General features: G+C 43.6%; 21 protein-coding genes. 10 read left to right on the top strand and 11 right to left on the bottom strand.

Annotated features, from left to right (window positions below; translation table 11 throughout):
- The first annotated feature begins 14 nt into the window (after window positions 1-14).
- Entirely contained in the window at window positions 15-764 is a 750-nt protein-coding gene (locus tag B3L97_RS02100; RefSeq protein WP_349679277.1) for a flavodoxin family protein, read from the top strand.
- Window positions 765-769: 5 nt separating this feature from the next.
- On the opposite strand, the gene B3L97_RS02095 is transcribed toward B3L97_RS02100, so the two are convergent.
- The 3 genes from B3L97_RS02095 to malQ are packed head-to-tail and all read right to left on the bottom strand — an operon-like array spanning window position 770 to window position 5,500.
- Window positions 770-2,227, bottom strand: a complete 1,458-nt coding sequence (locus tag B3L97_RS02095) for a glycogen synthase (RefSeq protein WP_024822892.1) — start codon at window positions 2,225-2,227, stop codon at window positions 770-772.
- 22 nt (window positions 2,228-2,249) lie between these two features.
- Window positions 2,250-3,983: an alpha-glucan family phosphorylase gene (gene glgP, locus B3L97_RS02090; RefSeq protein ID WP_286933531.1), complete on the bottom strand. Its 1,734-nt coding sequence runs from the start codon at window positions 3,981-3,983 to the stop codon at window positions 2,250-2,252.
- Window positions 3,984-4,003: 20 nt separating this feature from the next.
- Window positions 4,004-5,500, bottom strand: a complete 1,497-nt coding sequence (gene malQ / locus B3L97_RS02085; RefSeq protein ID WP_286933528.1) for a 4-alpha-glucanotransferase — start codon at window positions 5,498-5,500, stop codon at window positions 4,004-4,006.
- A gap of 111 nt (window positions 5,501-5,611) precedes the next feature.
- Here malQ and glgB point away from each other — a divergent pair, with 111 nt between their 5' ends.
- The 7 genes from glgB (at window position 5,612) to B3L97_RS02050 (ending at window position 15,412) form a co-directional block, all read left to right on the top strand.
- On the top strand, window positions 5,612-7,516 hold the full coding sequence (gene glgB / locus B3L97_RS02080; RefSeq protein ID WP_286933523.1) for a 1,4-alpha-glucan branching protein GlgB: 1,905 nt from the start codon (window positions 5,612-5,614) through the stop codon (window positions 7,514-7,516).
- Between the two features lies 1 nt (window position 7,517).
- A complete protein-coding gene (locus tag B3L97_RS02075) occupies window positions 7,518-9,896 on the top strand; it encodes a DUF3536 domain-containing protein (protein ID WP_286933509.1) in 2,379 nt (792 codons plus the stop codon).
- Between the two features lie 226 nt (window positions 9,897-10,122).
- Window positions 10,123-11,247 (top strand): glutamate 5-kinase, encoded by a 1,125-nt coding sequence (proB, locus tag B3L97_RS02070; RefSeq protein WP_286933504.1) that lies wholly within the window; start codon window positions 10,123-10,125, stop codon window positions 11,245-11,247.
- 12 nt (window positions 11,248-11,259) lie between these two features.
- Complete coding sequence (locus B3L97_RS02065; RefSeq protein WP_286933487.1) at window positions 11,260-12,516, top strand: glutamate-5-semialdehyde dehydrogenase; 1,257 nt, start codon at window positions 11,260-11,262, stop codon at window positions 12,514-12,516.
- Window positions 12,517-12,554: 38 nt separating this feature from the next.
- On the top strand, window positions 12,555-13,601 hold the full coding sequence (dctP, locus tag B3L97_RS02060; protein WP_286933485.1) for a TRAP transporter substrate-binding protein DctP: 1,047 nt from the start codon (window positions 12,555-12,557) through the stop codon (window positions 13,599-13,601).
- Between the two features lie 21 nt (window positions 13,602-13,622).
- Window positions 13,623-14,120: a TRAP transporter small permease gene (locus B3L97_RS02055; RefSeq protein ID WP_286846172.1), complete on the top strand. Its 498-nt coding sequence runs from the start codon at window positions 13,623-13,625 to the stop codon at window positions 14,118-14,120.
- A complete protein-coding gene (locus B3L97_RS02050; protein WP_286933482.1) occupies window positions 14,120-15,412 on the top strand; it encodes a TRAP transporter large permease in 1,293 nt (430 codons plus the stop codon). The genes B3L97_RS02055 and B3L97_RS02050 overlap by 1 nt, the downstream gene beginning before the upstream one ends.
- A 122-nt stretch (window positions 15,413-15,534) precedes the next feature.
- On the opposite strand, the gene B3L97_RS02045 is transcribed toward B3L97_RS02050, so the two are convergent.
- From B3L97_RS02045 to B3L97_RS02025, 5 genes are all read right to left on the bottom strand, one after another.
- Complete coding sequence (locus B3L97_RS02045) at window positions 15,535-16,242, bottom strand: DUF554 domain-containing protein (RefSeq protein ID WP_286846169.1); 708 nt, start codon at window positions 16,240-16,242, stop codon at window positions 15,535-15,537.
- 6 nt (window positions 16,243-16,248) lie between these two features.
- Window positions 16,249-17,178 carry an ABC transporter permease gene (locus B3L97_RS02040; protein ID WP_286846168.1) on the bottom strand — a complete coding sequence of 310 codons (930 nt, stop codon included), beginning with the start codon at window positions 17,176-17,178 and terminating at the stop codon, window positions 16,249-16,251.
- Between the two features lies 1 nt (window position 17,179).
- A complete protein-coding gene (locus B3L97_RS02035) occupies window positions 17,180-18,250 on the bottom strand; it encodes an ABC transporter permease (protein ID WP_024822904.1) in 1,071 nt (356 codons plus the stop codon).
- Between the two features lie 4 nt (window positions 18,251-18,254).
- Window positions 18,255-19,802 carry an ABC transporter ATP-binding protein gene (locus B3L97_RS02030; RefSeq protein WP_286933478.1) on the bottom strand — a complete coding sequence of 516 codons (1,548 nt, stop codon included), beginning with the start codon at window positions 19,800-19,802 and terminating at the stop codon, window positions 18,255-18,257.
- Window positions 19,803-19,870: 68 nt separating this feature from the next.
- Window positions 19,871-20,953, bottom strand: a complete 1,083-nt coding sequence (locus B3L97_RS02025) for a BMP family ABC transporter substrate-binding protein (RefSeq protein ID WP_286933476.1) — start codon at window positions 20,951-20,953, stop codon at window positions 19,871-19,873.
- A gap of 191 nt (window positions 20,954-21,144) precedes the next feature.
- Between B3L97_RS02025 and gpt the strand changes: the two genes are divergently transcribed.
- Entirely contained in the window at window positions 21,145-21,639 is a 495-nt protein-coding gene (gene gpt, locus B3L97_RS02020) for a xanthine phosphoribosyltransferase (protein WP_024822907.1), read from the top strand.
- Between the two features lie 61 nt (window positions 21,640-21,700).
- Here the strand turns inward: gpt and B3L97_RS02015 are convergent, their stop codons facing one another.
- Window positions 21,701-21,871, bottom strand: coding sequence for a hypothetical protein (locus B3L97_RS02015; protein WP_286846162.1), 171 nt, complete (start codon window positions 21,869-21,871; stop codon window positions 21,701-21,703).
- 104 nt (window positions 21,872-21,975) lie between these two features.
- On the opposite strand from B3L97_RS02015, the gene B3L97_RS02010 reads away from it, so the two are divergent.
- The gene (locus B3L97_RS02010) at window positions 21,976-22,446 is read left to right on the top strand and encodes a hypothetical protein (RefSeq protein ID WP_286933473.1); all 471 of its coding nucleotides are present in this window, start codon (window positions 21,976-21,978) and stop codon (window positions 22,444-22,446) included.
- A 161-nt stretch (window positions 22,447-22,607) separates the two neighbouring features.
- On the opposite strand, the gene B3L97_RS02005 is transcribed toward B3L97_RS02010, so the two are convergent.
- Together B3L97_RS02005 and B3L97_RS02000 are read right to left on the bottom strand one after the other, a co-directional pair.
- Window positions 22,608-23,435 (bottom strand): serine hydrolase, encoded by an 828-nt coding sequence (locus B3L97_RS02005; protein ID WP_286933472.1) that lies wholly within the window; start codon window positions 23,433-23,435, stop codon window positions 22,608-22,610.
- Window position 23,436: 1 nt separating this feature from the next.
- Window positions 23,437-24,741, bottom strand: a complete 1,305-nt coding sequence (locus B3L97_RS02000; protein WP_286933470.1) for a Na+/H+ antiporter NhaC family protein — start codon at window positions 24,739-24,741, stop codon at window positions 23,437-23,439.
- Between the last annotated feature and the right edge of the window lie 4 nt (window positions 24,742-24,745).

Genomic DNA, 24,745 nt, shown 5'->3' with positions numbered 1-24,745 from the left:
TCATTTCAAAGCAGGTGAGATTGGTGAGGCTATGGGCTTTTAACGGCAGCCCACGCGGTGCGCGAGGGGCAACGGCTATGATGATAAACACGTTTTTAAAAGGGGCAAGGAGAGGAGGCGCAGAAACCCACGCAATTTCTCTCAGTGAGAAGGTTATCCATCCGTGTCTTGGTTCTTTATATTGTTGGACGAAAACTCCTGGTCGGTGCCTTCTTCAAGACGATATGCGTCTGCTGCTGAAATGTTTTGTAGAGGCTGATGTGGTGATACTTGCGACCCCGCTCCATTTTTTAGGGGTTACTGCTATTATGAAGGCCTTTATTGACAGGCTTCTCCCGTGTTTTCGTCCAGAGACATCCTCTGACAATGCTCGAGTGAAGCTTTGTTTTCGAGATAGAAAGGAGCCGCTTCCCATTGTTGTGATGGGAAGTGGCAGTTTTTCTGAAGAAAAGTCTTTCCATTCTTTGAGCAGCTATATGCATGTTTTAGCGGAAAACATAGAAGGAGGACATGTAGCTCTGGAAATATATCGATCACAGTCCGACTTCCTTCATCAAAGGAGTGCAGAGGCAGCAGACAGTGTTAATAGATATCTCGATGCTCTTGAAGAGGCTGGAAATAGCTTTGCCCTTTCAGGTAAAATAGAAACTGATCTCAAGGAAAGACTCTCTATGCCATTAGCAGATGGGCAAACGTATTCCAGTTATTTTTATGATTATTGGACATCTATTTTTCAAACGAATGGAGTTAACGGAGGACGGTAGAATCTTTACCGTCCTTTCTTTTTATTCATGAGAGCGCTTTCGTAAATTTTTTTGTAATGGAGTGATGATGCATTCCATGAAAAATCCTGCCCCATGCCACGCTTTACTATCTCTTCCCAACGTTTTCTGTCACGAAAGGCATTAAATGCTCTTTGAGCTGTTTCAAAAAGAGAGGAGGCGGTGTAGGTTTCAAAGGTAAATCCATATCCTTCCTTGTCATGATCGGCATCTTTTATAGTGTCTGCCAACCCGCCTATTTCTCTTACTATGGGGACAGTTCCATAGCGTAAGGCTATCAGTTGAGCTAAGCCGCAAGGTTCGTAGAGAGAAGGCATGAGAAGCATATCAGAACCAGCATAGGCAGTATGAGAAAACTCTTCATGAAACCCATTGAAAAAAACAACGTGGTCGGGATAATCTTTTGCTGTTTTGTGGAGATGCATTTCAAAATCAGGATTACCGGAACCGATAAAAATACACCGAAACCCTAGTTTCAATAATTCTGGGAGAGCTGGAAGTAAAATGTCATATCCTTTTTGTAGTGTAATTCGGCTTATAGATAGAAGCAATGGACTGTGTTCCTCTCTCCATCCAATCTGGTTAAGCAAGGCACTACGGCACTCTTTCTTCCCTTCTAAATTTTCAGACGAGTATAAAGACGGGATAATGTGGTCGCAAGTAGGAGACCACTGCTCGTCTATGCCGTTAAGTACGCCATGGAGCTTAAAGTGATTTTCGCGCAACACTCCGTCTAATCCATACCCCATGGCTCGTGTCTGTATCTCTTCTGCATATCGAGGGCTTACTGTTGTTACGAGATCTGAGGTTATAATAGCTCCTTTTAACAGATTAACGTGACCAAAATATTCTAGCCCGTAAATAGTAAAAGCTTCATCCCCAATTCCCCACTCGTCTAGAACATGAAACGGCAATATTCCTTGATGCGCTACATTATGGATAGTGAAGAGTGTAGCTGGTTGAAGTGTTTTGTTACGATAATATTTATGCCACGAGAGCGCTATGGGTACTAAGGCTGAAGGCCAATCATGACAATGGATAATATCTGGAATCCAACGGGTCCGTTTTTCTAGCTCAAGGGCGGCAAAAGAAAGAAAGGCGAAGGGAAGCACGCTATCTGACGTCATTTCGTGGGGATATATGGGAATTCCTTCAAATAAATTAGGATTCTCAAGGATAAAAACAGGAACCCCATCAATTACCGCTTTCCATATTTTCCCGCTATAGACCTGCCATTTAAGGGCAGCGTGAAGTTGCGCAGGCAAACGAGTCAGCTTCTCTCCTTTCTTATTGGCTCTTTCAAGAACTCCAGGCCAGGCGGGAGTGATAACACGTACGTCTATATTCAGTTTTTTCAGGGCTTTGGGAAGCGAGCCTACCACATCTCCCAATCCTCCTGCTTTCGAAAGAGGGGCCATTTCAGTAGCGACATGAAGAACTTTCAACGTACGTCACCTTCCTCTCTCATTACATACCTCGAAAGGCTATGCCATATGCTTTTTCACAATACTCCTTTACCACTCTGTGTGTATGAAAGTAGCAGCTGTTGATTGCTATTGTATTTTTCATCATATTTATCCACTTGTTCCTATCATCGTAATAAGTGGGGATGATTTTTTTCTCAAGCTTATCGAAAAGGTCCAAAGCATCCTGTGACTCGTTATAGACATGAAGATCTGAGCTGCTAGGTTCAGGTCCGATAGACCAACCTGTTATGTCTTCTATCCATCCCTCAATCCACCACCCGTCCAAGACAGAAAAATTCATAACTCCATTTAATGCACACTTCATTCCACTCGTTCCCGAAGCTTCTCTTGGCCGAAGCGGTGTGTTGAGCCACAGGTCTACACCTTGCGTCATGAGTCGTCCTAAATCCATAGTGTAATTGGGGAGGTAAATAATGGGGATAAAGAGATTGACCTTATTTGATATATTTAAAATTTCTTGTATAAGGGCTTTCCCGCCCTCGTCTTTGGGATGGGCTTTACCTGAAAAAATCAGTTGCAGCTTCCCGTGCCCTATTTGCGTGAGTCTTTTTATATCGGAAAATATAAGGTCAGCTCGTTTGTATGTGGCGGCTCTTCGTGCGAAACCTATAGTGAGAATGTCAGATTTTAAATCCCATCCGGTTTCTTCAAGAACGTATGTCAAAAGGCGCATCTTAGAGGCCTGGTGAACCTTCCAAAGCTCATCTGACGGTAGGGCTAGAGCTTGAATAAGACGGCCAGGTTCGTTCTCCCATCCTGGAATGTGTCGAGAAAGGAGGTTTTTTATCCCAGGGCTGATCCAAGTCATGGGGTGTATCCCATTTGTGACGTTTTGGATATTAGGCACATTAAAAAGCTTGCGACTTACTTCTGCGTGTTTTTTTGACACCCCGTTTACGAAATGACTGTATCGGAATCCCAGCTCTGTCATCGAAACTCCTTCTGAAGGCATCATGCGTTTTAAGGTGGCGAGAGCATCTTCCGACATAGTTTTTTCTATCAGGTCATATTTGAAATAATCATGTCCTGCTGCAACAGGTGTATGTGTTGTAAATACTACCTGTTCTCGAACCTTTTGAGGGTCGTAATAACCCATTTCCCGCATAAGTTCGAGAGTTAAAAAGCCTGCATGTCCCTCGTTAAGATGAAAAGTTTCTATGTTGTTGTAACCTAAATCCCTTAAGATCCTAAGACCTCCTACTCCCAAGATAATTTCCTGACATAGACGACAAAGAATATCTCCGCCATAGAGAGACCATGTAAATTGACGATCTTCAGGTTGGTTCAATTCAAAGTCTGTATCGAGAAAATAAATAGGAACGGTATATCCTGTAAGACCGGATATCTCATAACTCCAAGCTCTAATTCGAACATCACGACCTTGTATAGACACTGATATCTGATTAGGCAGCAAAGTAAGTTCTGCAGCTGGATCCCAAGTTGAAGGTTTTTCTATTTGCCAGTTTTCTTTAGTGAACGCCTGTTCAAAGTATCCCTTGCGATATAGGAGGGTAACGCCTACCATAGGGACCCCAAGGTCAGCGGCGCTTTTTAACATATCTCCAGCAAGAAGACCAAGGCCGCCTGCATACGTAGGGATAGAAGATTTAATTCCTATTTCCATTGAAAAATAGGCTACTGTGCGGAACGAAGGGTCCTGTCCCGTAAAATCTTGAATAGCCCGTCCCAAAGTTGCCCGAGAATAGGAAGACATTACGACTCACCTTCTTTTTGTTAGGTTCTCCCATATGTTTGTGAAAGAAGGAACAGAGAAGAAGAAAGTTGTTCTGTAAAGGCTGTATTGGGAACTCTCCATTCCCAATTTCCTTTCGATAGCGAAGGAGTGTTTATGCGACTGGAACTTCCAAGGTTAAGAATATCTTGCATTGGAATTATGGCCACAGAGGCTACAGACATGAGAGCCATTCGAATGAAGACTGAAGCTACATTAAATGAGGTAACTTCCTGACCGGTATAAGTTATAAGTCGCTTTTTCTCTTCTAATAGAGCCTCTTCTTCAAACCACCCGCGAGCTGTATTATTGTCATGTGTTCCCGTATATACGATATTCTCGGGGCGGTGATTATGGAGAATATAGGGGTTCTGTGGCATAGAACTGTCGAAAGCAAACAGGAGAACAAGCATCCCCGGGAGCTCGTATTTTTTCATCATTGCTGTCACGTCAGGTGTAATAATCCCTAGATTTTCTGCTACGAAAGGCATAGAGGGAAAGTTTTTTTTAAGGCACGATAAAAAACTCTCCCCTTCCCCTTGTTCCCAATGGCCATGTACAGCGGTTTTTTCATGAGAGGGAATAGACCAATATGCGATAAGTCCTCGAAAATGATCGATTCTTAAGATATGGAAAAAATTCAGGGCGTAGGAAATGCGTTTCATCCACCATTGAAAGTTATCTTCTTTTAATAAAATCCACTTATAGAGAGGATTCCCCCATCGTTGCCCTGTAGAACTGAAGTAGTCTGGGGGAACTCCAGCAATAAATTCGGGCTTAAGTTGAGAATCAAGTTGAAAAAATTCAGGGTGGCTCCATACATCGGCGCTGTCATAACTTACATAAATAGGGAGATCACCAATGAGGCAGATATTATGTTTCTGACAATAATTTTTTAACCTATTCATTTGGGAATAGGCGATAAATTGAATGAAGATGGTTAGGAAAATTTCCTCTTCATATTCATTCCAAATCTTTTTTAGAGCTTGAGGGGATCGGAAACGAAAAGGTTCAGGCCAGCAATTCCAAGAAAGATTGTTATGGAGACGGCGAAGGGTGACAAAGAGAGCGAAGTCTTTGAGCCATATTTCCTGTTCTTCCAGAAAGTAGAGAAGAGGATCAGAGCCTTTCTGCCTTAAAAAAGAATAAAAAGCTTTTTTGAGAAGAGGTAGTTTTTCCTCTTGGGCTTGCTCATAATTCACAGAAAGCTGAGAATGCGAAATAGGAGGGGATAGGTCTTTTCCCTCTAGAAATCTTTCATTAGCAAGATCATCCAGAGAGATGAGGAGCGGAGAACAAGCGAAAGTAGAGATACTGCTATAGGGAGAATTTCCGAGCCCCACTTCAGTAGGTGTTAAAGGCAAAATTTGCCAATAAGATTGTCCAGCTTGTGCCAACCAATCTACAAAATTCCTGGCACTTCCCCCAAAATCTCCTATAGCCCAACGAGATGGTAGAGAAAAGATTGGCAATAGAATTCCAGCTCCCCTGTGGCTCATGCTCTCACCTCCAAATGTAACATGGGAGCACGATCATTTTACACCAACAACTTGGAAGATTGGTATAATTTAAAAAATTATATTTTGTTTCGGAAGTGAGGGGCACGGCGAATGGAAAAACAGGAAAAATTCTCTCTCTTCTCGGAATTTGACGTTTATCTATTTAAGGAAGGAACTCATTATGCTCTTTATGAGAAAATGGGAGCTCATCCCTTATCCGTTGAGGGCGTAGAAGGAACATATTTTGCTCTCTGGGCTCCTAGCGCATGCCACGTATCCATCATTGGCGATTTTAACGGGTGGAATCCATCCCTTCATTTTTTGAATCAACGAGCGGATGGAAGTGGCATATGGGAGGGATTTATTCCTAGGGCTCAACTAGGGGATCGATACAAGTTCCACGTGGAGACTCTTTTCGGAGAGTTTTTTGATAAGGGAGATCCGTTTGCTTTCTTATGGGAAGAGCCTCCTAAAACAGCTTCAGTTATTACGACTCTGGATTATTTGTGGGGAGATAACGAGTGGCTTGACAAAAGAAAAAGCATAGATTGGGCACAATATCCTCTTACTTTTTATGAAGTGCATCTTGGATCGTGGATGAGGTCTTCCGATGAAAGATGGTTGAATTATAAAGAGATAGCTTCGCATTTAGTTGCTTATGTAAAAGAAATGGGGTTCTCCGCTGTAGAGATTATGCCTGTTATGGAGCATCCTTTCTATGGATCTTGGGGATACCAAGTGACAGGCTTTTTCGCTCCAACACGACGATACGGTATCCCTCAGGATTTTATGTTTCTTATCGATGCTCTTCATCAGGCAGGAATTGCTGTTTTTCTCGATTGGGTTCCTTCTCATTTCCCTTCTGATAGTCATGGCTTAGCCTCTTTTGATGGAACGGCTCTGTATGAACACCTGGATATGAAGCAACGGATCCATCCAGAATGGAAGAGCTATCTTTTCAATTATGGGAGAACAGAAGTGGCAGAGATCTTAATAAACAGCGCATTGTTTTGGCTTGATTATTATCATGCAGATGGGCTTCGTGTCGATGGCGTGGCTTCGATGCTCTATTTAGATTATGGAAGGAAAGATGGAGAATGGGTTCCTAACAAGTATGGTGGCAGGGAAAACTTGCAGGCAGTTTCCTTTCTCCAGAAGCTGAATCAGGCTATTTTTTATCGCTTCCCTTCCGTTCAGACTATTGCTGAAGAGTCCACAGCATGGCCTCTTGTTACGAAGCCTCCTTATGATGGGGGGTTGGGCTTTAGCCTTAAATGGAATATGGGATGGATGCACGATATCTTAGACTATATGTCTCTTGATCCATTCTACAGGCAATTCCACCAGAATGATTTGACGTTCAGCTTTATGTATGCATTTTCGGAAAATTTTGTGCTCCCCTTTTCTCACGATGAGGTTGTTTATGGGAAACGATCTCTTCTTTGGAAGATGCCAGGTGATCTGAACCAAAAATTTGCTCAATTACGACTCTTATTTGGATATATGTATGCCCATCCAGGAAAGAAATTAATTTTTATGGGAGGAGAATTTGGGCAATGCAGGGAATGGGACCATCAAAGGGCTGTAGATTGGTGGTTACTCGGTGAAAAGGTTCATAAAAACTTACAGCGGTGGGTGCAAGATTTGAATCGCTTCTATACAGAGGAACAGTCTCTTCATGGATGGGATTTTATCCGGGGAGGGTTTGAGTGGATAGGGTGTTCCGACAGTTCTGCCAGTGTTCTGGGTTTTTTACGAAGGGCAAAGGGGATTCCTCCTATTTTAGCTCTTTTCAATTTTACCCCAGTCCCAAGGTTTCAATATGATGTGGAGGTTTCAGAGGGAGGGTATTGGTTAGAACTTCTGAACAGTGATGGAGAGGTCTATGGAGGAGATGGAGTGGGCAATTTAGGTGGGCAGAGAGCTTGGGATCGGCCGGGGAATTCTATGCGCTACTCCCTTTCTCTGACCCTTCCTCCTTTTGGCGCTCTTTTCTTCAGAAAAGAGGGAGAATGAAATGAAATACATTTGTATTCATGGACATTTTTACCAGCCACCTCGGGAAAATCCTTGGCTAGGAGATGTGGAAATTCAGGAGTCAGCGTTGCCTTGGCACGATTGGAATGAACGAGTAGCAGCCGAATGTTATGCTCCTAACAGGGCTGCTAGGATTTTAGGTGACGGTGGGAAAATAGTAAAAATTATGTCGAACTACGAGCGAATGAGTTTTAATTTTGGTCCGACACTTCTCTCTTGGATGGAGCGCCATGACCCTGAAACATATCAAGCCATTTTGGATGCAGATCGACGAGGACAGGTTCGCTATGCAGGGCACGGTCCAGCTATAGCACAGGTTTACAATCACATGATTATGCCTTTAGCTTCGAAGCGAGACAAAATTACGCAGGTACTCTGGGGAATTCAAGATTTCACCCGTCGTTTTGGTCGCTTCCCTGAGGGCATGTGGCTTCCTGAAACGGCGGTAGATATAGAAACTCTTGAAGTCATGGCAGGGGAAGGGATTCTTTTCACCATATTAGCTCCCCATCAGGTTCAGGCCTGGAGACGTATAGGAGCTATGTGGGAGTATCCCCTTGAAAAAACTCTGGATACGTCTCGCGTCTATAAATGCGAGCTTCCTTCTGGACGGTCTATCGCATTATTTTTTTACAATGGAAGCCTAGCACATGAAATAGCTTTTGGCACATTGTTGTCTAACGGAGAGGCATTTGCTCAAAAACTTGTTAATTCTATTGCTAGTAGAGGGGAAGGGGCGTTAGCTCATATAGCCACAGACGGCGAGACTTTTGGGCATCATCATAAATATGGAGATATGGCTCTCGCTTGGTGTCTTCACCGTTTCGAAAAAAATGATGAAGTCCGCTTAACAGTTTATGGTGAATATCTGAAAAAATTCCCTCCTCAATGGGAAGTAAAAATTCAAGAGAATACTTCGTGGAGTTGCGTGCATGGAGTTGAGAGATGGAGAAGGGATTGTGGGTGCAAAAGCGGTGCACATCCGGATTGGCATCAGCAGTGGAGACAACCTCTACGGCAATCTTTGGATTGGCTCCGAAAGGAGATCGATGCTTACTTTGAAAGGGAGGGAGCTCGTTTTTTTAAAGATCCCTGGAAGATTCGAGAGCTTTGTGGCGATTTTTTCTCATCGGCAAATACTCCAAAAAGGGAGGAACTTTTAAAATCCTTTGCTTGGCGGGAACTTACGAGGGAAGAAAAAGTGAGGGCGGTAAAGCTTTTAGAAATGGAGCGAAGCGCTCTTTTTATGTACACTAGTTGCGGTTGGTTTTTTGATGATATCTCTGGTATTGAATCTTTGCAGGTACTTCTTTATGCGTATCATGCTCTTTCTTTATATCAGGACCTTTCTGGGGAAGAAATTTCGGAGCCCTTTCTTTCTCGTCTGGAGGGAGCCTTAAGCAATATTCGTGAGTTTAGAAATGGTCGTAAGGTCTTTGAAATTTTTGTTTTTCCCCTTTATGTTGACTTTTTACGGGTTGGAGCCCATTATGCTGTGCAAGCGCTCTTTGAGCCCATTCGAAAACGTTCTCTAGCTGTAACGCTCTACGATTACAGGATATTTCCGAGCACACTCTTTTCTCTTGAAAAGGGGGAGGAATCTCTTTGTATGGGGCAAGCCTCCTTAACATACGTTATAACGGACGAAAAGCAAGACATATTTTTTGCGTCCTACTATAAAGGAGGTCACAAAGTTTTATGCGGGGTAAGAAATTTTATAAACGAAGATATGAACAGACAATGGATGGCTGAGATTCAAAGGGGGTTCCCTGAGGAGGCAGATAAAGTTTTTGTAGAGCTCTTTGGGCATAGGACCTACTCTTTGCGCCATCTTTTTCGGGACGGACAGAGAAGAATCATTCACCAGATTATAGAGAGAGACGTAGCTAATATTGAAACATATCTTGCCTCTGTGGTTCGAAATTACGAGGGGTTGTTGGATTTTATGGGGCTTATTAGGATGTCTCCTCCGGAAGCATTGCTTAGAGCAGCAGAAGTTGTCCTTAATGGAGAACTCAGACGATCTATAAAGAAAGAGGAGCCAGATATAGATCGTATAGCAGATTATCTTGATCAGGCCCAAACGTGGGGAGTCGTGTTAGACTTTAACAGTTTCCTGCACCATATTCGGGACAGGCTAGAGCGAGAAATGTTGCAATTTGTAGAAGGAGGAGACGGCGAGAAGCAAGTATCCCTTCGCCGGATGACCAAAATGCTTGGATTTGTTCGAAGTCGAAGGTGGGATATAAACTTATGGAAAGTACAAAATTTTTATGTCGCTATAGCGGAACAACAAAAAATCGAGAGCTCTGAGTATAGACAGTTAGGTGATTTTTTAAATATAAGGGTTAGAGAATGATGAAGGATTGTGATACATATTGTCATATTTTCGTGAGTTTCCCCTTATATTATTATTATTTTTATCTAGAATCCTACCTCCAGAGGCTTCTTTCCCTCCTGATATTTGTGTTGGTTTTGGCCTAGGGAATTTCCGATCGAGAGATGTATTATGAGAGGCGTTCTTTTTAAAAGAACTGTTACTATTAAATTGTTAAAGGAAAAGTTTTAGTGTGGGGTGAAGAGAAATGATACAGCGAGAGAAACTTCGAAATTGCCATCGAGTTGTAATAAAAGTAGGCACAAGCTCGGTGACTCATGATTCGGGAAAACTTAACCTCCTCAGGTTGGAGAATCTGGCGAGGGAGGTGTCTGACCTTCACAGCGACGACAGGAATGTCAGCCTTATAAGTTCAGGGGCTGTAGGCGCTGGGGTAGGGAAGATACATTTCCCTGATCGTCCTAAAACAATACCGGAAAAACAGGCTTTGGCTGCTATTGGGCAGGGTCGATTGATGCATATGTATGAGAAGTTTTTTTCTGAATATGGGAAAACTGTAGCTCAGGTGTTGCTCACGAGAGATGTTTTTGCTAACCGGCTTCGTTATCTTAATGCCAGACATACCCTTCTGACCCTTCTTGATTTTGGTGTAATCCCTATTATTAACGAGAACGATACGGTAGCGGTCGATGAAATAAAGTTTGGGGATAACGATACTCTTTCGGCTTTAGTAGCTTGCCTTATCGACGCAGATCTCTTAATTATTCTATCTGACATAGACGGGCTTTATAGTGATGATCCTCGAACGAACCCTGATGCTCAGCTTCTTCCAGTAGTATCGGAAATTACCAATAACATGATAGCTCATTCCCGATCTCGTGGGAGCAAACTTTCCAGCGGGGGGATGTTTACGAAGCTTACTGCGGCAAAAATTGCCATGACGTCTGGCATCCCCATGGTTATTGCAAACAATAAAGAACAAAATGTGCTTCGCCGTATTGTTGCAGGAGAATCTCTTGGAACTCTTTTTGTCCCTTCAAGAGAGCCAGTTCAGGGGAGAAAACAGTGGATTGCTTTTGGTAGCTCGCCACATGGTTCTATTGTCATTGACCAAGGGGCTGTAGAGGCTATCCTTAAAAGAGGGAAAAGCTTGCTTCCTTCGGGAGTGGTGGAGGTAGAAGGGGGTTTTTCCCGAGGGGATGTGGTTTCTATTATCAGTCCCGAAGGTTCGGAAATAGCAAGGGGAATGGTGAATTTTTCTGCCGATGAAATCTCCATTATAGCGGGACATCATACAGATGAGATAGGTGAACTTCTTGGAAGCATTGATTATGATGAAGTGGTTCATCGCAATAATCTAGCCCTTATTTAAGGAGGGAGACGAATGGAAATAAAAGATACGTTGTTAGAAATGGGACGAGTAGCTCGATGTGCAGCTCGTTTTCTGGCGACAGCTACAGGGGATCAGAAAAATCGGGCTTTATTTTTAATGGCTCAGGCTCTTCGAGATCATAAGAAAGAAATACTCCTGGCCAATCATAAAGATATAGAGGCAGGGCGAGAAGCAGGACTTACGTCAGCTCTTATCGAGCGCCTTACATTGAACGAGAAACGCGTAGAGGCGATGGCCTTGGGATTGGAGGAGATTGCTGCCCTTCGTGATCCGGTTGGAGAAGTTTTAGGAATGTGGACGGCGGAAAAAGGCCTCCGGGTGGGGAGGGTACGAGTTCCATTAGGGGTTATAGGCATTATTTATGAGTCTCGCCCTAACGTTACAGCTGATGCGGCAGGACTTTGTTTGAAAGCGGGTAATGCCGTCATTCTAAGGGGAGGTAAAGAAGCATTGCATTCTAATATTGCTATTGCTTCCATACTTTCCCAAGCAGCCTTTTCTGCCGGCATTCCCCAAGGGGCGATTTCTCTTATTGAAAGTCCTGATCGCCAGGCTACCACTATGCTCATGAAGATGAACGAATATGTAGATGTCCTCATTCCCCGGGGAGGGAAGGGGCTGAAACTGGCCGTGTTGGAAAATGCCACGGTTCCTTTTATTATGACGGGCATGGGGAATTGTCATATTTTTGTTGACGAAACGGCAAATATAGAGAAGGCAATTCCCATTGTGGTGAACGCTAAGGTGCAGCGTCCTTCAGTTTGTAATGCTATGGAAACTATGTTGGTCCATAAAAATATTGCCCCTCTTTTTATCCCTCAAGCATTGACGGCTCTTAGAGAGCAAGGGGTGGAAATACGAGGAGACAAAGCGGTTTGTCGCTTATATTCTCAAGCCGTATCGGCTACGGAGAAGGATTGGAGCACTGAATATTTAGATCTCATTCTCGCGGTAAAGATCGTAGACAATATAGAAGAAGCTATGAATCATATCGCGAATTATGGTACAGGACATAGCGAGGCTATCCTTACAGAGAGCTATACAAATGCTCAAGCATTTCTTAACGGAATTGATGCTGCTGCAGTATATGTTAATGCCTCTACTCGTTTTACAGATGGTGGAGTTTTTGGGTTCGGAGCAGAGATGGGGATTAGCACGCAAAAACTTCACGCGCGAGGGCCCATGGGAGTGGAACAGCTTACATCAACGAAGTTCATTATCTATGGGAACGGGCAGGTCAGAGAGTGATCGTTTCGTTATAAAGAATATAGGAAGGAGTGTCAGGCATGTACCATGGAATGAAAGGTCTGTTGCGAGGTGTGGCTGTATGCGTGTTTCTCTTTTCTCTGACAGCTACGGCAGCAGCTCAAAATATAAAACTATCTTATAACGGGCCGGCAGATGAAGAAAACAATGCGGTCCATCTTTTTGCAGTTCATTTTAAATCTATGGTGGAAGAGGAGAGCAAGGGAACTCTGTCGATACAGTTATACCCCGATAGTCAGCTTGGGAACGAGGAAGAGCGCATGGAGCTTCTGACCCGAGATGGAATGAATCAACCTATTATGAATATCGCATCTTTTGGTGGAGTTGCTCCTCTTTTCCCAGAAATTTATGCTACGGCGGTACCTTTTATGTTTAATAGTTATCAGGCGGCACACTCTTTTTTTGACAAAGGGTTATTTTGGGACAAGGCTCGCAAAGAGTTTCAAAATCGTACAGGAGCTATATTGCTGGAAGTAGTGGAGGAAGGGGGGTTTCTCGCCTTCACAAACTCGAAAAAAGCACTTCAATCGCCGAAAGATTTTGAGGGCCTTAAATTTAGAGGCATGGATGAAGGCCAGATTACTCTCTATAAATCTTTTAGCGCCAGCGGTACCCCGATACCATGGACAGAGCTCTACATGGCATTAAAGACAGGTGTAGTAGATGGTCAGATGAACCCGGCCATGTATATTAAAATGGGGAGTTTATACGAAGTACAAAAATACCTGACTTTAGCCAATATTCAATATTCAGATCAGTTTCTCGTTATAAATGGGGATCTTTTTGAGTCGCTTAGTGAAGAGCAGCGGTCTATTATTCAGGAAGCCTCTCGTCAAGCTAATATGATGAATAGAGAAGCAGTGGAAGCTCAAGATTTTAAGGATATTCAGTTTCTTCAAGAGCGAGGGATGGAAGTCTATACTCCTACAGAAGATGAGATGGAAGTTTTTAGAGATAAGGCTATCCCGGCATATCTGGAATGGCTTAAAACAAAGCTCTCTAGAGAATGGTTAGATCTGGCTCTTGAAAGTGCTAGAAATGCGAATACTGAAGCTGCAGGACATTAGAGAGATAGGGTTGCTGCTGTTATGACTGCTGATATTCATACGTTCTCTGAAAAATGGATCTTTCGATTAGAGCGTTTTAGCGCTTGGAGTGCGGGGGCTCTTCTTGTTATAAACGTGGGAGATGTTCTCTTAGGTATCTTCATGCGATATATCATGAAAAGCTCTGCTATATGGACTGAAGAGGTTGCCCGCTTTTCCCTAGTATGGCTTGTGATGGTGGGAGCTACAGGAGCTCTTTGTCATGGCGATCATATGGTTGTTGATTTTGTCACTCCCCGGTTACCTCAAAAATTTCAGCGAATTATAAAGTTCTTTCAAGGGATCATCACTCTTTTAGTGCTAGGTGCCATGGTCTATCTTGGCAGCATTAATGCTATTAAAATATGGGGAATGCGGACTATGGCTCTTAATATCCCTAAAACTGTCCCTCTCCTCTCTGTTCCAGTAGGTTGTGCTCTTCTGTTGGCAGAGACATCGCTTTTTCTCTTCCGATCTATAAGGAATGGTGGTCAGAACTAATGGTCCTTTTTATGCTCTGCGCTTTTTTCATCATGATGGTGATAGGGTTCCCTCTCTATCTTTCGTTGTTGGGGGCGGCCTTTCTGGGCGTCGTTGTTTTAGGGGATTGGTCTCTTTGCCGTGTTATTGCTCAGCAATTCTATGGCGGTATGGATGTCTTTTCCCTCATGGCCATCCCGTTCTTTATTTGGACAGGAATTCTTATGAACCGCTCTGGTCTCACTGACCGTCTTCTTGATTTAAGTCGACTTTTGGTAGGGTCAGTACGGGGAGGACTTGGCTACGTGAACGTGGTGGGTGGCATTATTCTCGCAGGTGTTAATGGTTCTGCTGCTGCAGATGCTTCGGCACTAGGATCCATACTTATTCCAGCCATGATTAAAGATGGTTTTCCCCCTGCTTATTCGGCTGGTCTGACAGCGAGTAGTTCTTTAATAGGTCCTATTATTCCCCCGAGTATTTTTATGGTTATTTACGCCACCATGACAAATACATCTATTGGAGGACTTTTTGCTGCCGGCATTCTCCCGGGGATCGTACTCGGTGGTGCCTTTATGATTATGAACTATTTTTATTCCATAAAACATGGAATGCCTGTTTCTGATTTTAGAGAGATTCGTTCTCAAGGAAAAGAGATTTTACGGCGTTCCTGTATTGGTTTGGTGGCTCCCCTCATTATTATTGGCGGTATTGTAACAGGAATTGTAACACCCACAGAGTCTGGAGCCTTAGGAGTGGCTTATTGCATAGTGGCTGGTTCCCTTTACACTCGAAAATTGACATGGAGAGACATAGGGGAATCTATTTATGAAACGGTCCGTATGACGAGCTCCATCTTTTTGATTATGGGGGCGGCGACGGTGATTGGCTGGATATTGAAGTGGGAGCAGGTTCCCCAACGTTTTGCGGGTATGGTGATACAATCGGGTCTCATAGAAAACCCTTGGCTCCTTATGATGGTCCTCTCTGCTATTATTTTCCCTATTGGCATGTTTATGGAAGAGGTCTCGACGTTGACGCTTCTCACCCCTATCTTTGCACCTCTTGCTGCAAAGGCCGGCATTGATCCCCTCCATTTTGGCGTGGTAATGACATTGAATGTAACCATTGCCCTTATCACTCCTCCTATGGGGGCGTGTAATTATATAGTGGCTGCTGTTGGTGGAGTTGAATTGGGAGATGTCTTCAAATATATATGGCCCTTTATAGGGGTGGCATTGCTTGTGCTGTTGCTCATCATTACGTTCCCTTCTATAACGACCCTTATCCCGCGTCTTCTCGAACTGTCATGAAAAATAAAAATCCGTCGTGCCCCTTTTAGGGGAATGCGACGGATTTTATATTCTTATGAATATCGAAATTTATTTCGGAATGATACTAACGATATTTCCCCTTTAATGTTCCCATACAGATGCTACTTGCAAAATACAGAGGCAAGTACTCCTGCTACCAAGAGAGCAGGCAACATATTGGCCACTCTGAAACGACGAATGTCCAGAATGGAAATGCCGAGAGCTATGAGCATGAGTCCCCCAGCTGCCGTTACTTCGTTAATAATTGCTTCTGATAGATAGGGCTGAAGATGCCCGGCAAGAAGAGTTATTCCCCCTTGATAGAGAAGGACAGGAATAGATGCTATAAGGACTCCGCTTCCCAAAGATGCAGAAAGAGCGATAGAAGATATGCCATCCATAAAAGATTTAGTGATAAGCAAGTTGGGGTAGTGTCCTAACCCTTCTTCTATTGCCCCCAGAATCGCCATGGATCCCATGCAAAAGAGCAGACTCGCCGTGAGAAAACCTTGAGCGACACTCTCGCCACTTGTTCGGAATTTCTCGCTGATCCTCTCTGAAAATCGGCTAAATGCCTTGTCCAGATTGATTGCCTCTCCAATCAAGGCGCCTCCGACCATGCTAAAAATAAGGATCAGAAAGTTCGATGTCTTCTGGGCCATAAAGAAACCGAGGAAAAGGGTGAAGAGACCCAGAACCTGGAAAGCCATTTCAATATAACGCTTAGGCAGGCGAGAGCGAAGTAAAAGCCCGGCAATACTTCCTGCTATAACGGCTACGCTATTAATAATGCTTCCTGCAGCTGGTATGTTGCCCCAAAATAGGCTCAAAATAAATTAATCCCTTTCTTCTCTAAAGAATGGTTGCCCCAGAGAGGAAGGTGCTCCAAACAGAATCCCCTTCCCTTGACTTACAGAGATAAAAAATAATACCACAATTGTCAATATATAAGGAAGCATCATGAGCAACGGAGTAGGGATACTGGTTCCGGCAGCTTGAAGGCGAAGCTGGAAGGCTTCTACTCCTCCGAAGAGATATGCTCCCAAAGCTGCCCTCATAGGGTTCCAGATAGCAAAAATAACAAGAGCCACAGCGATCCATCCGCGACCGGCAGTCATAAGCTCTGCCCACATTTTTGTGTATGCTATAGACATATAGGCTCCACCTACTGCGACAATACCGCCACCAATAAGGGTGTAGAGGTACCGCGTTTTATCTACGCTAATGCCCATGGCATCAGCTGCCTGCGGGTTATCTCCTACCGCTCTTAGATTTAATCCGTTGCGAGTACGAAGAAAAAACCAATAAAGAAAAAACACTAATATGAAAGAACCATAAATAAGGGCATCGTTGTTAAAGAGAACGGGCCCAATAATAGGTATTTGGGATAGGCCGGGCAAGGGAATTTTATTAAGCCCTTCAATAGTGAATCCTATATATGAGCGACCAAGAAGGGAGCTTGCACCAGTTCCAAACATAGTAAGAGCCAGACCGCTTACGACCTGATTCCCCTTCATTGTAATAGAAATGAAGGCATGGATGAGAGATAACAATGCGCCTACGACAAAAGCCATGACCACTCCAAGCCAAGGGCTGCCCAAATGGTATGTGACAGCAAAGCCCGTATAAGCACCTACGAGCATAATGCCTTCTAACCCTAGATTAAGAATTCCTGCCTTTTCTGTAACAATTTCTCCCAGAGTGGCATAGAGAATAGGCGTACCACTTCGCACGGCTGCGGTAAGAATAGGAATAAGAATCTCCATATTAATTGTCTCCCCTCGAAACAAGACGCACTCGATATTTTCTGAAAAATTCCCCGCCGAGAACAAAGAAAAGAAGTAACCCCTGTAAAACGAGTATGCTCGACAGAGGGAGCCTCATCACTATTTGAAGGGTTTCTCCCCCTACAAGCATAGCTCCTATCAGGAAAGAAACGAGTAAAACCGCTAAGGGATTCAATCTTGATAGCCACGCTACGATAATGGCAGTATACCCAAATCCAGCAGAGAAACCATGTTGAAGCCTCCCTTGGAGCCCAGCTATTTCACACATGCCTGCCAACCCGGCCAGGGCACCAGATATGAACATAATAATTAATACGTTCTGAAGATAATTGATTCCAGCAAAACTGGCTGCTCTGGGATTTTCTCCAATAACGCGAATCTCATATCCCCATCGAGTCCATTTCAGAATAGCCCAGAAGAGCATGGCAAAAACAATCGCTATTAAGAAGCCGAGATGTACTCGGGTATTCCCATAAAGGGGCAAACGAGCAGCATCTGGGAAAGGGGCTGTCATGGGAAAACCGAGGCTGGCTGGATCTCGCCAGGGACCATACACAAAGAAATCTACCAAATGGATGGCGATGTAGTTGAGCATAAGAGTTGTAATGATCTCATTGACATTCCAACGAGCCTTGAGATATCCGGCAAATGCAGCCCATATTCCACCAGCACAAGCTGCTGCCGCAAACATAATCCAAAACATGATAAAAGGCTGATCTACAAAGGCGTAGCGTACTGCTGCTGCTGTGGCAAGAGCCCCCATGAAAATCTGGCCTTCCGCCCCAATATTCCAAATAAGCATTTTAAAAGAGAGGGTTACAGCCACTCCTGCTATGGAAAGGGGGATAGCCTTCACTATGGTTTCCGTAAAGCCGTATGCATCTCCTAATGAAGCCTTGAACATGGAGGAATAGGCTTGTAGTGGAGATACTCCAAGAAAATAAAGGAAAATACCCCCAGAGAGAAGGGCAAGAGATATTGCCAACAGAGGGATAGCGACAGCAAACCAACCGGGGGTGGAAAGTCTCTTTTCTACTCTAAAATATTTCATGGAACTAAACCTCTTTCAAAAGGAATTGAAGAGGGGTCCCAGCCATCATGAGTCCTATCTTTTCGGGAGTCGCCTCTCCTGGATTATCGAAAATGCCCATGATTTCACCTTTAAAGATTACTGCTAATCTATCACTGAGAGAGAGAAGTTCTTCAAGATCTTCTGATACAAGGAGAATAGCAGTTCCTCGATCGCGTTCGTGTAAAATCTGTTGTCTGACAAAATGTGTTGCAGCCACGTCGAGACCCCATGTAGGATGAACGGCAACCAGCGCTTTGGGCGCATCGCTTAGTTCCCTTCCCAACATGAGTTTTTGCAAATTTCCACCAGATAAATTTTTCACCGGCGTCTCTACAGATGGAGTACTGACACTGTATTTTTTTACAAGATCTATTGCTTGCTTAAAAACCACTTTCCAATTGATCAAAAGACCTCGTGCGACAGGTTTTTTCCAATATTTTTTGAGAATAGAATTCTCTTTAATATCCATATTGGGGACGAGTCCTGTGCCTTTGCGGTCGGCAGGTATATAGCGCATCCCACTGGAAATAAAAGATTTTGGAGTTTGATTCTCCAGCTCCTTATTATTCATTATAATGTGCCCTGACTCAACAGGACGGAGCCCTACCAGTGCTTCGCAAAGTTCATGTTGTCCATTTCCGGCGATGCCAGCAAGGCCTAAAATCTCCCGTTCTCGAATAGAAAGTGAAAGATTGCGGACAGCAGTAATTCCTCGATCGTTTAGAATAGAGATTTTTTCGGCTTTTAGCACGGATTCCCCAGGAGCCTGACTTCTTTTATTTATAGTAAATGCTATTTTTCGCCCCATCATGAACTCTGCGAGCTCTTCCTTAGATGTATGAGATGTTTGTACAGTTCCAGTTTTTTCTCCTTTACGGAGAATTGTAATTCTGTCAGAGAGAGAGAGGACTTCGTCGAGTTTGTGGGATATAAAAACGATACCATGACCTTCCGCTGTCATCTGTTGAATAGTTTTAAAAAGATTGAGAGATTCTTGTGGCGTCAATACAGCTGTAGGTTCGTCAAGAATCAAAACCTTTGCTTTTCGGAAAAGCATTTGTAATATGGCAACTCGTTGCTGTTCCCCGATTGAAAGTTGCCATATTTTAGCGTCAGGATCTATTTCCAAGCCATATTGAGACGAGATGTTCCGAATTTTTTCACGGATTTCATTTCGAGGAAGAATATATGGAAGATCCTCCAAACCGAGAATCATATTCTCCCAAACAGTCTGGCTTGGGACAAGCATAAAGTGTTGATGAACCATCCCAATACCGGCTGCGATAGCATCTTTGGGAGACATAAAAGTGTAAGGGGTCCCTTTAATGAAAATATGTCCAGCATCAGGCCGATAGAGCCCATAAAGGATATTCATCAATGTAGACTTCCCGGCCCCATTTTCTCCAAGGAGGGCATGGACTTCCCCTGACAATACATCAAAATCAATCTCTCGGTTGGCGGTTACCCCTGCAAAGGCTTTGGTAATACCTTGCATTTCTACGAGTGGAGGAACAGCCTTTTCTTTGTTCATAGCTCCCTTTCCTTTCTTTCAAAAAAAAGAGGGCGCCACAAAAGCGCCCTCCCTAATCTTTGAAGTGTTTATTTAGGAATATCTCCCTTTACACCTTCAACGAACCAGCTCATGGAGAGCTTGTCTGCATCAGAAATCGATTGCCCAGCTTCAACTTTTATTGTACCGCTCTGATCTTTAATAGGGCCATCAAAAACATCCCATGTGCCAGAAATTATTTTCTCTTTCTCTGCTTCTACAACGGCCTTAACCTCTTCTGGAACATCTTTCCCATAGGGAGCAAGCTTGACCATGCCTTCTTTTAATCCCCACCAAATGTCCTCAGATTCCCATGTGCCGGTAGTGACCTGCTCCATCACATGCTTATACACAATTCCCCAATCCCAAATAGGAGCTGTAAGGTGTTTTGTGGGGGCATATTGGCTCATGTCATTGTTGTATCCTACCACATAAACCCCGGCCTCTTCCGCTGTTTGAGGAGCGGCTCCGCTATCTGCATGCATCCCAATAACATCGGCCCCAGAGTCGATAAGAGCCTTCGTGGCTTCCTTTTCTTTACCGGGGTCAAACCAAGAGAACAGCCAAACTACTTTTACCACAGCTTCAGGATTCACTTTCCGAACGCCAAGAGTAAAAGCATTAATGGCACGAATTACTTCCGGAATAGGATGAGCAGCAACAAAGCCTACAACGTTACTCTTTGTCATTTTTCCTGCCACCAAGCCAGAAAGATATCGAGCTTGATACATTCTACCAAAATAAATACCTACATTATCAGCTCTTTTATACCCGGAGCAATGCATAAAGACAACATCAGGATGTTTTTTCGCTACTTCTTGTACAAAATCCATATATCCAAAGGAAGTGGCAAAGATAACTTTTGATCCATTTCTTATAAAGGTTTCCATAACTCTGGCAGAATCAGGGCCTTCTGGTACTGACTCGACAAAACTGGATTTTACTCCAGGAAAGGCTTCTTCCATTTCTTTTCGTCCCTGATCATGCATATACGTCCATCCGCCATCACCTACAGGACCAATATAGACAAAACCAGGGTTTGTTTTTTCTGCGGGGATAGCCTCCATAGCAAATGCCGTTCCGCAGAGGACCATGCTGAGCGCCAGTAATGCTACCACAAACTTTCTTCTCATTTAGATGCCCTCTCTTTCCATAATTTTTATAATAGAAATACTAGTTTTAAAAGGCGTTGACCCTTACAATTATACTGTTTTAAGAATAAAAGGAAAGGGTTTAAAAAGAAGAGACGAAAGAATGGGTATCTATTTTGGAATAAAAACGTGTAATATATCTATGATTTCTTAGTGTCGGGGAGGCATCTGTTATGGGTAGTGAAGATCGGTATCATAAAACATTTCCCGTTTCGTGGGATCAGCTTCACCGCGATTGTAAGGCTCTTGCGTGGAGGCTTTTGTCAAGAAAATGGGACAAAATCATAGGTATAGCTCGAGGCGGCCTTATTCCTGCAGCTATTATTGCGAGAGAGCTTAATATTCGTGTTGTAGATACAGTTTGTATATCAAGCTATACCCTTCGGACTCAAGGGGAGGCCCATATCCTGAAGAAGATCGAGGGTGATGGAGAAAATTGTCTTATTATCGATGATCTTGTGGATACGGGGAAAACCGCTCAGGTTGTGCGGAAAATGCTTCCGAAAGCGTACTTTGCTACGGTATATGCGAAACCGGAAGGGTGTTCTTATGTAGATACCTATATTACTCAGGTAAGCCAAGATACATGGATCCTCTTTCCATGGGATGCGGAGACGGCGTATTCCACCCCTCTTGTGGACAGAAGTTCGGAAGAGTCCTCCTTATAGAAAAAAATAGGGATAGGGCTCTTTGGAAACACCAAAGAGCCGGGGAGGCGGGAATATTCCTTTAGGCTTTCACATTCAGGTTTTGACCGAGGCCCATGCTCTCAAAGAGCTGGGCCATCATTTTCTCCTGAAGCTCCGCTACGTTTTTAAGCGTGTAGGTTTGGGTAGCCATAAGTATGTTTTGACAAACTTCTTGGGCTTTTACACTTTGTACTGCGTTGACTATATCCATCTATATTCACCTCCCAAGGAAATCCCGCCTTTTTATATATCGGAGATTCCCTTGAATAGATGTAGAATATATGTAGGCTTTTTATTAGAGGGGGTGGAGTGTAGGTGCTCTATATGAAGTTTGCCGTACCTTTTGTTCTTTGGGCTTGGGTTTTATCCAGTACGTATGCTCGTTATGTTGTTCCCCAAGTGGCGAATCTCTATGCCTCCCTTGAGAGATTAGAAGAGGGAAGGGGGAACTCTGCTCTTTTTCCAAAGGTTATTGCTTTTTCCATTAAGATTGTTCTTACCTTCGTCCAAATGTATGTGCTCTCTACATGGTCTGCTTATTCGGTATTGAGAACTCTTCGCTTTGTACAATCACCAGATATTAAAAAATGGATCTGTTATCTTTTGGCCTTTCTTATTTGTGAAGGAGCTTTAGGTGTGGTTGCCAGAAGAGAGGAATATCGAGGCTTCCTATCTATTGTTCACTCTGCTATGGCTATGGGGCTTTTTGTTATTTTTGCTTTCAACCCTTCTTTGATGAAAGACACATACCCATGGCTTATTCGAGCCATGGGGGTGGATTTCTGATAAGAACATGGTTGAGTCTTAGCCAAGGGAGCTACTGTGAATATAAAAATCCAGCGAGAAGCGTTTCGAGACAGTCCTCTCGCTGGATTTTTTGTGTAGTTACTTTAGTGAATCTATTGATATATTCAATATTTTTCGTGGAAAAATGTCTGAACTACGCTTTATTGTACGTATGAGAAGGTACCATTCCCTTTCCCGAAATGCTCGAAAATAATAAGTCCTATTTTGGAGCATAACTCTACCCCCATCATTCGGCTGGAGAGATCTTTAGTGAGGATCGTTACGATGACAGGTGTTTCTGTTCCATGGAAAAAAATTCCTGCATCATGCTCAGATCCAGGAAGCTCTCCTGTTTTATGAGCAAGGAAACCTTCAATGTCGTCCACATCGTTGAAGGGAATTAATGAAGGAAGCTTGGAGTTCAATTTCTGAAGGGTCATGAGTTCAAGCATTCTTTCCCTCAATGACGCTGGAAGTTTTGGGGATGTCAGCATTATTTCCAAGAGAGAAGCCATGTCTTCTGGGGTTGTGTAGTTGTCTTTCCCTTCCTTTTTCGCTTCAAAATCAAGCATTTTTCTGCCTAAGATCGTTTTATGCAGACCGAGGTCTTTTATCTCATTGTTGATCCTGTCTTTTCCCAGTCGGTCAATCACAAGATTTGCAGCAGTGTTGTCGCTCACAGATATCATTAAGAGAGCGAGGTCTTCAAGTCGCAACAGAGCTCCTTCTCTATATTTATGGAGTATCCCCCCATCGACTTTATCTTTGTTTTTAAGCATAAGTGTGTCGTCAAGAGATAACTTTCCGGAATGAGCCGCCATAAAAAGGGTCCAGAGCACAGGTAACTTGATGAGACTCGCTGAAGGGAATACCTCGCCTCCATTTACAGACATTTTAACTTTGCCCTGCACGTCTTTTATTACAACTCCGGCAGTTCCCTTGAAGGATGCGGGCGCAAGTGTTTTCTGTACTTTCTCTTGCCAGGTCATTTTACATCGCCACGATAATGGCTCGAATAACGACATAAATAACGGTACAAAGAACGATGAGCCATCCATTGCAAAGCACGGATTTAAGATCATCGGATCTGGCAAGGCCCATCTGCCCCTGCATATCTCCTTCCGGCACTGCAAAAGATGTCATTTGCGAGCCGACGAGAAGGACTACTACCCACAATGTCATGGGGATATTCAACGATTGAACTAAGGGAGCAAACATTTTGTTGATAACCTCAGCCTGAGCCACAGCCGCGCCAGGAACGCCAAATATGCCTACGAGTGTTGACAACGTTATAAAACCGACAGTGCCGCTTCGATTGACCAAAGGTTCCAACATGGTTGCAAGAGCTTGGAAGGCGCCAGTGTCTGAAATAAAAGTGATAAAGGGGTCCAAAAGAACAAAGAAGAAGAAAAGCCAAATGAGGCCCCTGGCCCCTTCGCATACAGATTCTATAATTTCTGTTATTTTGAGACGGCCAGCAATGCCTGTTAAAAGAGAAGCGAGGATCATGACAGCCACTACAAAAGTAGACCCTCCTTCTATATAAATTCCATATCCTACTGTACAGAGCATTGTAACGAGGAAGGCGACAGTTGCCTGCTTTACATGAGAATTTGATCCTAAATCATGAGAGGAAGTTTTTTCCATGTCTTCCTCTGTGTATCGAACCTTCCCGAAGGTCTTTTTTTGAACTTTCGATGCCCAAAAGAACGTAACAATCCACATGATAATGGAAATTGGCAAGCCTGCATTTACGAGAACCTGGGGGTAAGAAAGCCCGGTAAACTCCATGAGAGCTACCATCGGTGGAGTGAAAGGTCCAAGAAAAAGCCCGGAAGCGCCTGCTCCATGAAGCAAAACAGCCATAGCGCTAGGTGTAACTCCAACAGAAGCTGCGATAGGAATAAGGATAGGGGCTAAAATAGCGTTTCCGCCTGCGAGAGTTCCAAGAAGGCTGACAATAAAAACGGAACAGACCATGGTGACTAAAAAGGCTTTTCGGGGGGAGTTGACATTCATCCTTCGCGTAACCATATGTACAAGTTCTTTCACAACCCCCGTTCTTTTTAGAACATGCCCCAATCCGCCGCCAAGTAAAATTATGAGTCCAATATACCCTAGGAAGGAACCGAGTCCGCCTCGAATCCCTTGCGCAATGTCCATAATCCCATGATGTCCTATTATCGCTGCTACAATAATACCAGCCGAAACGGCAAATATCTGACCAAAAGGACTGAAACACAATACGATATATACAAGAAGAGGAATAAGACCTAAAAGACTTCCATTTTCCATTATG

This window comes from Aminobacterium sp. UBA4834 (assembly GCF_002400205.1).
In the GTDB taxonomy this organism is placed as follows: Bacteria; Synergistota; Synergistia; order Synergistales; family Aminobacteriaceae; genus Aminobacterium; species Aminobacterium mobile.
Note: the sequence above shows the minus strand (reverse complement) of the source record. Positions and strands in the feature narration are given on the sequence as shown.

Bases quoted from the DNA above. Each gene is read 5' to 3' on its own strand.
- glgP (WP_286933531.1), bottom strand. From the start codon at position 3,983: ATGTCTTCCTATTCTCGGGCAACTTTGGGACGGGCTATTCAAGATTTT.
- malQ (WP_286933528.1), bottom strand. From the start codon at position 5,500: ATGAGCCACAGGGGAGCTGGAATTCTATTGCCAATCTTTTCTCTACCA.
- glgB (WP_286933523.1), top strand. From the start codon at position 5,612: ATGGAAAAACAGGAAAAATTCTCTCTCTTCTCGGAATTTGACGTTTAT.
- B3L97_RS02075 (WP_286933509.1), top strand. From the start codon at position 7,518: ATGAAATACATTTGTATTCATGGACATTTTTACCAGCCACCTCGGGAA.
- proB (WP_286933504.1), top strand. From the start codon at position 10,123: ATGATACAGCGAGAGAAACTTCGAAATTGCCATCGAGTTGTAATAAAA.
- B3L97_RS02065 (WP_286933487.1), top strand. From the start codon at position 11,260: ATGGAAATAAAAGATACGTTGTTAGAAATGGGACGAGTAGCTCGATGT.
- dctP (WP_286933485.1), top strand. From the start codon at position 12,555: ATGTACCATGGAATGAAAGGTCTGTTGCGAGGTGTGGCTGTATGCGTG.
- B3L97_RS02055 (WP_286846172.1), top strand. From the start codon at position 13,623: ATGACTGCTGATATTCATACGTTCTCTGAAAAATGGATCTTTCGATTA.
- B3L97_RS02050 (WP_286933482.1), top strand. From the start codon at position 14,120: ATGGTCCTTTTTATGCTCTGCGCTTTTTTCATCATGATGGTGATAGGG.
- B3L97_RS02040 (WP_286846168.1), bottom strand. From the start codon at position 17,178: ATGGAGATTCTTATTCCTATTCTTACCGCAGCCGTGCGAAGTGGTACG.
- B3L97_RS02035 (WP_024822904.1), bottom strand. From the start codon at position 18,250: ATGAAATATTTTAGAGTAGAAAAGAGACTTTCCACCCCCGGTTGGTTT.
- B3L97_RS02030 (WP_286933478.1), bottom strand. From the start codon at position 19,802: ATGAACAAAGAAAAGGCTGTTCCTCCACTCGTAGAAATGCAAGGTATT.
- B3L97_RS02025 (WP_286933476.1), bottom strand. From the start codon at position 20,953: ATGAGAAGAAAGTTTGTGGTAGCATTACTGGCGCTCAGCATGGTCCTC.
- gpt (WP_024822907.1), top strand. From the start codon at position 21,145: ATGGGTAGTGAAGATCGGTATCATAAAACATTTCCCGTTTCGTGGGAT.
- B3L97_RS02015 (WP_286846162.1), bottom strand. From the start codon at position 21,871: ATGGATATAGTCAACGCAGTACAAAGTGTAAAAGCCCAAGAAGTTTGT.
- B3L97_RS02005 (WP_286933472.1), bottom strand. From the start codon at position 23,435: ATGACCTGGCAAGAGAAAGTACAGAAAACACTTGCGCCCGCATCCTTC.
- B3L97_RS02000 (WP_286933470.1), bottom strand. From the start codon at position 24,741: ATGGAAAATGGAAGTCTTTTAGGTCTTATTCCTCTTCTTGTATATATC.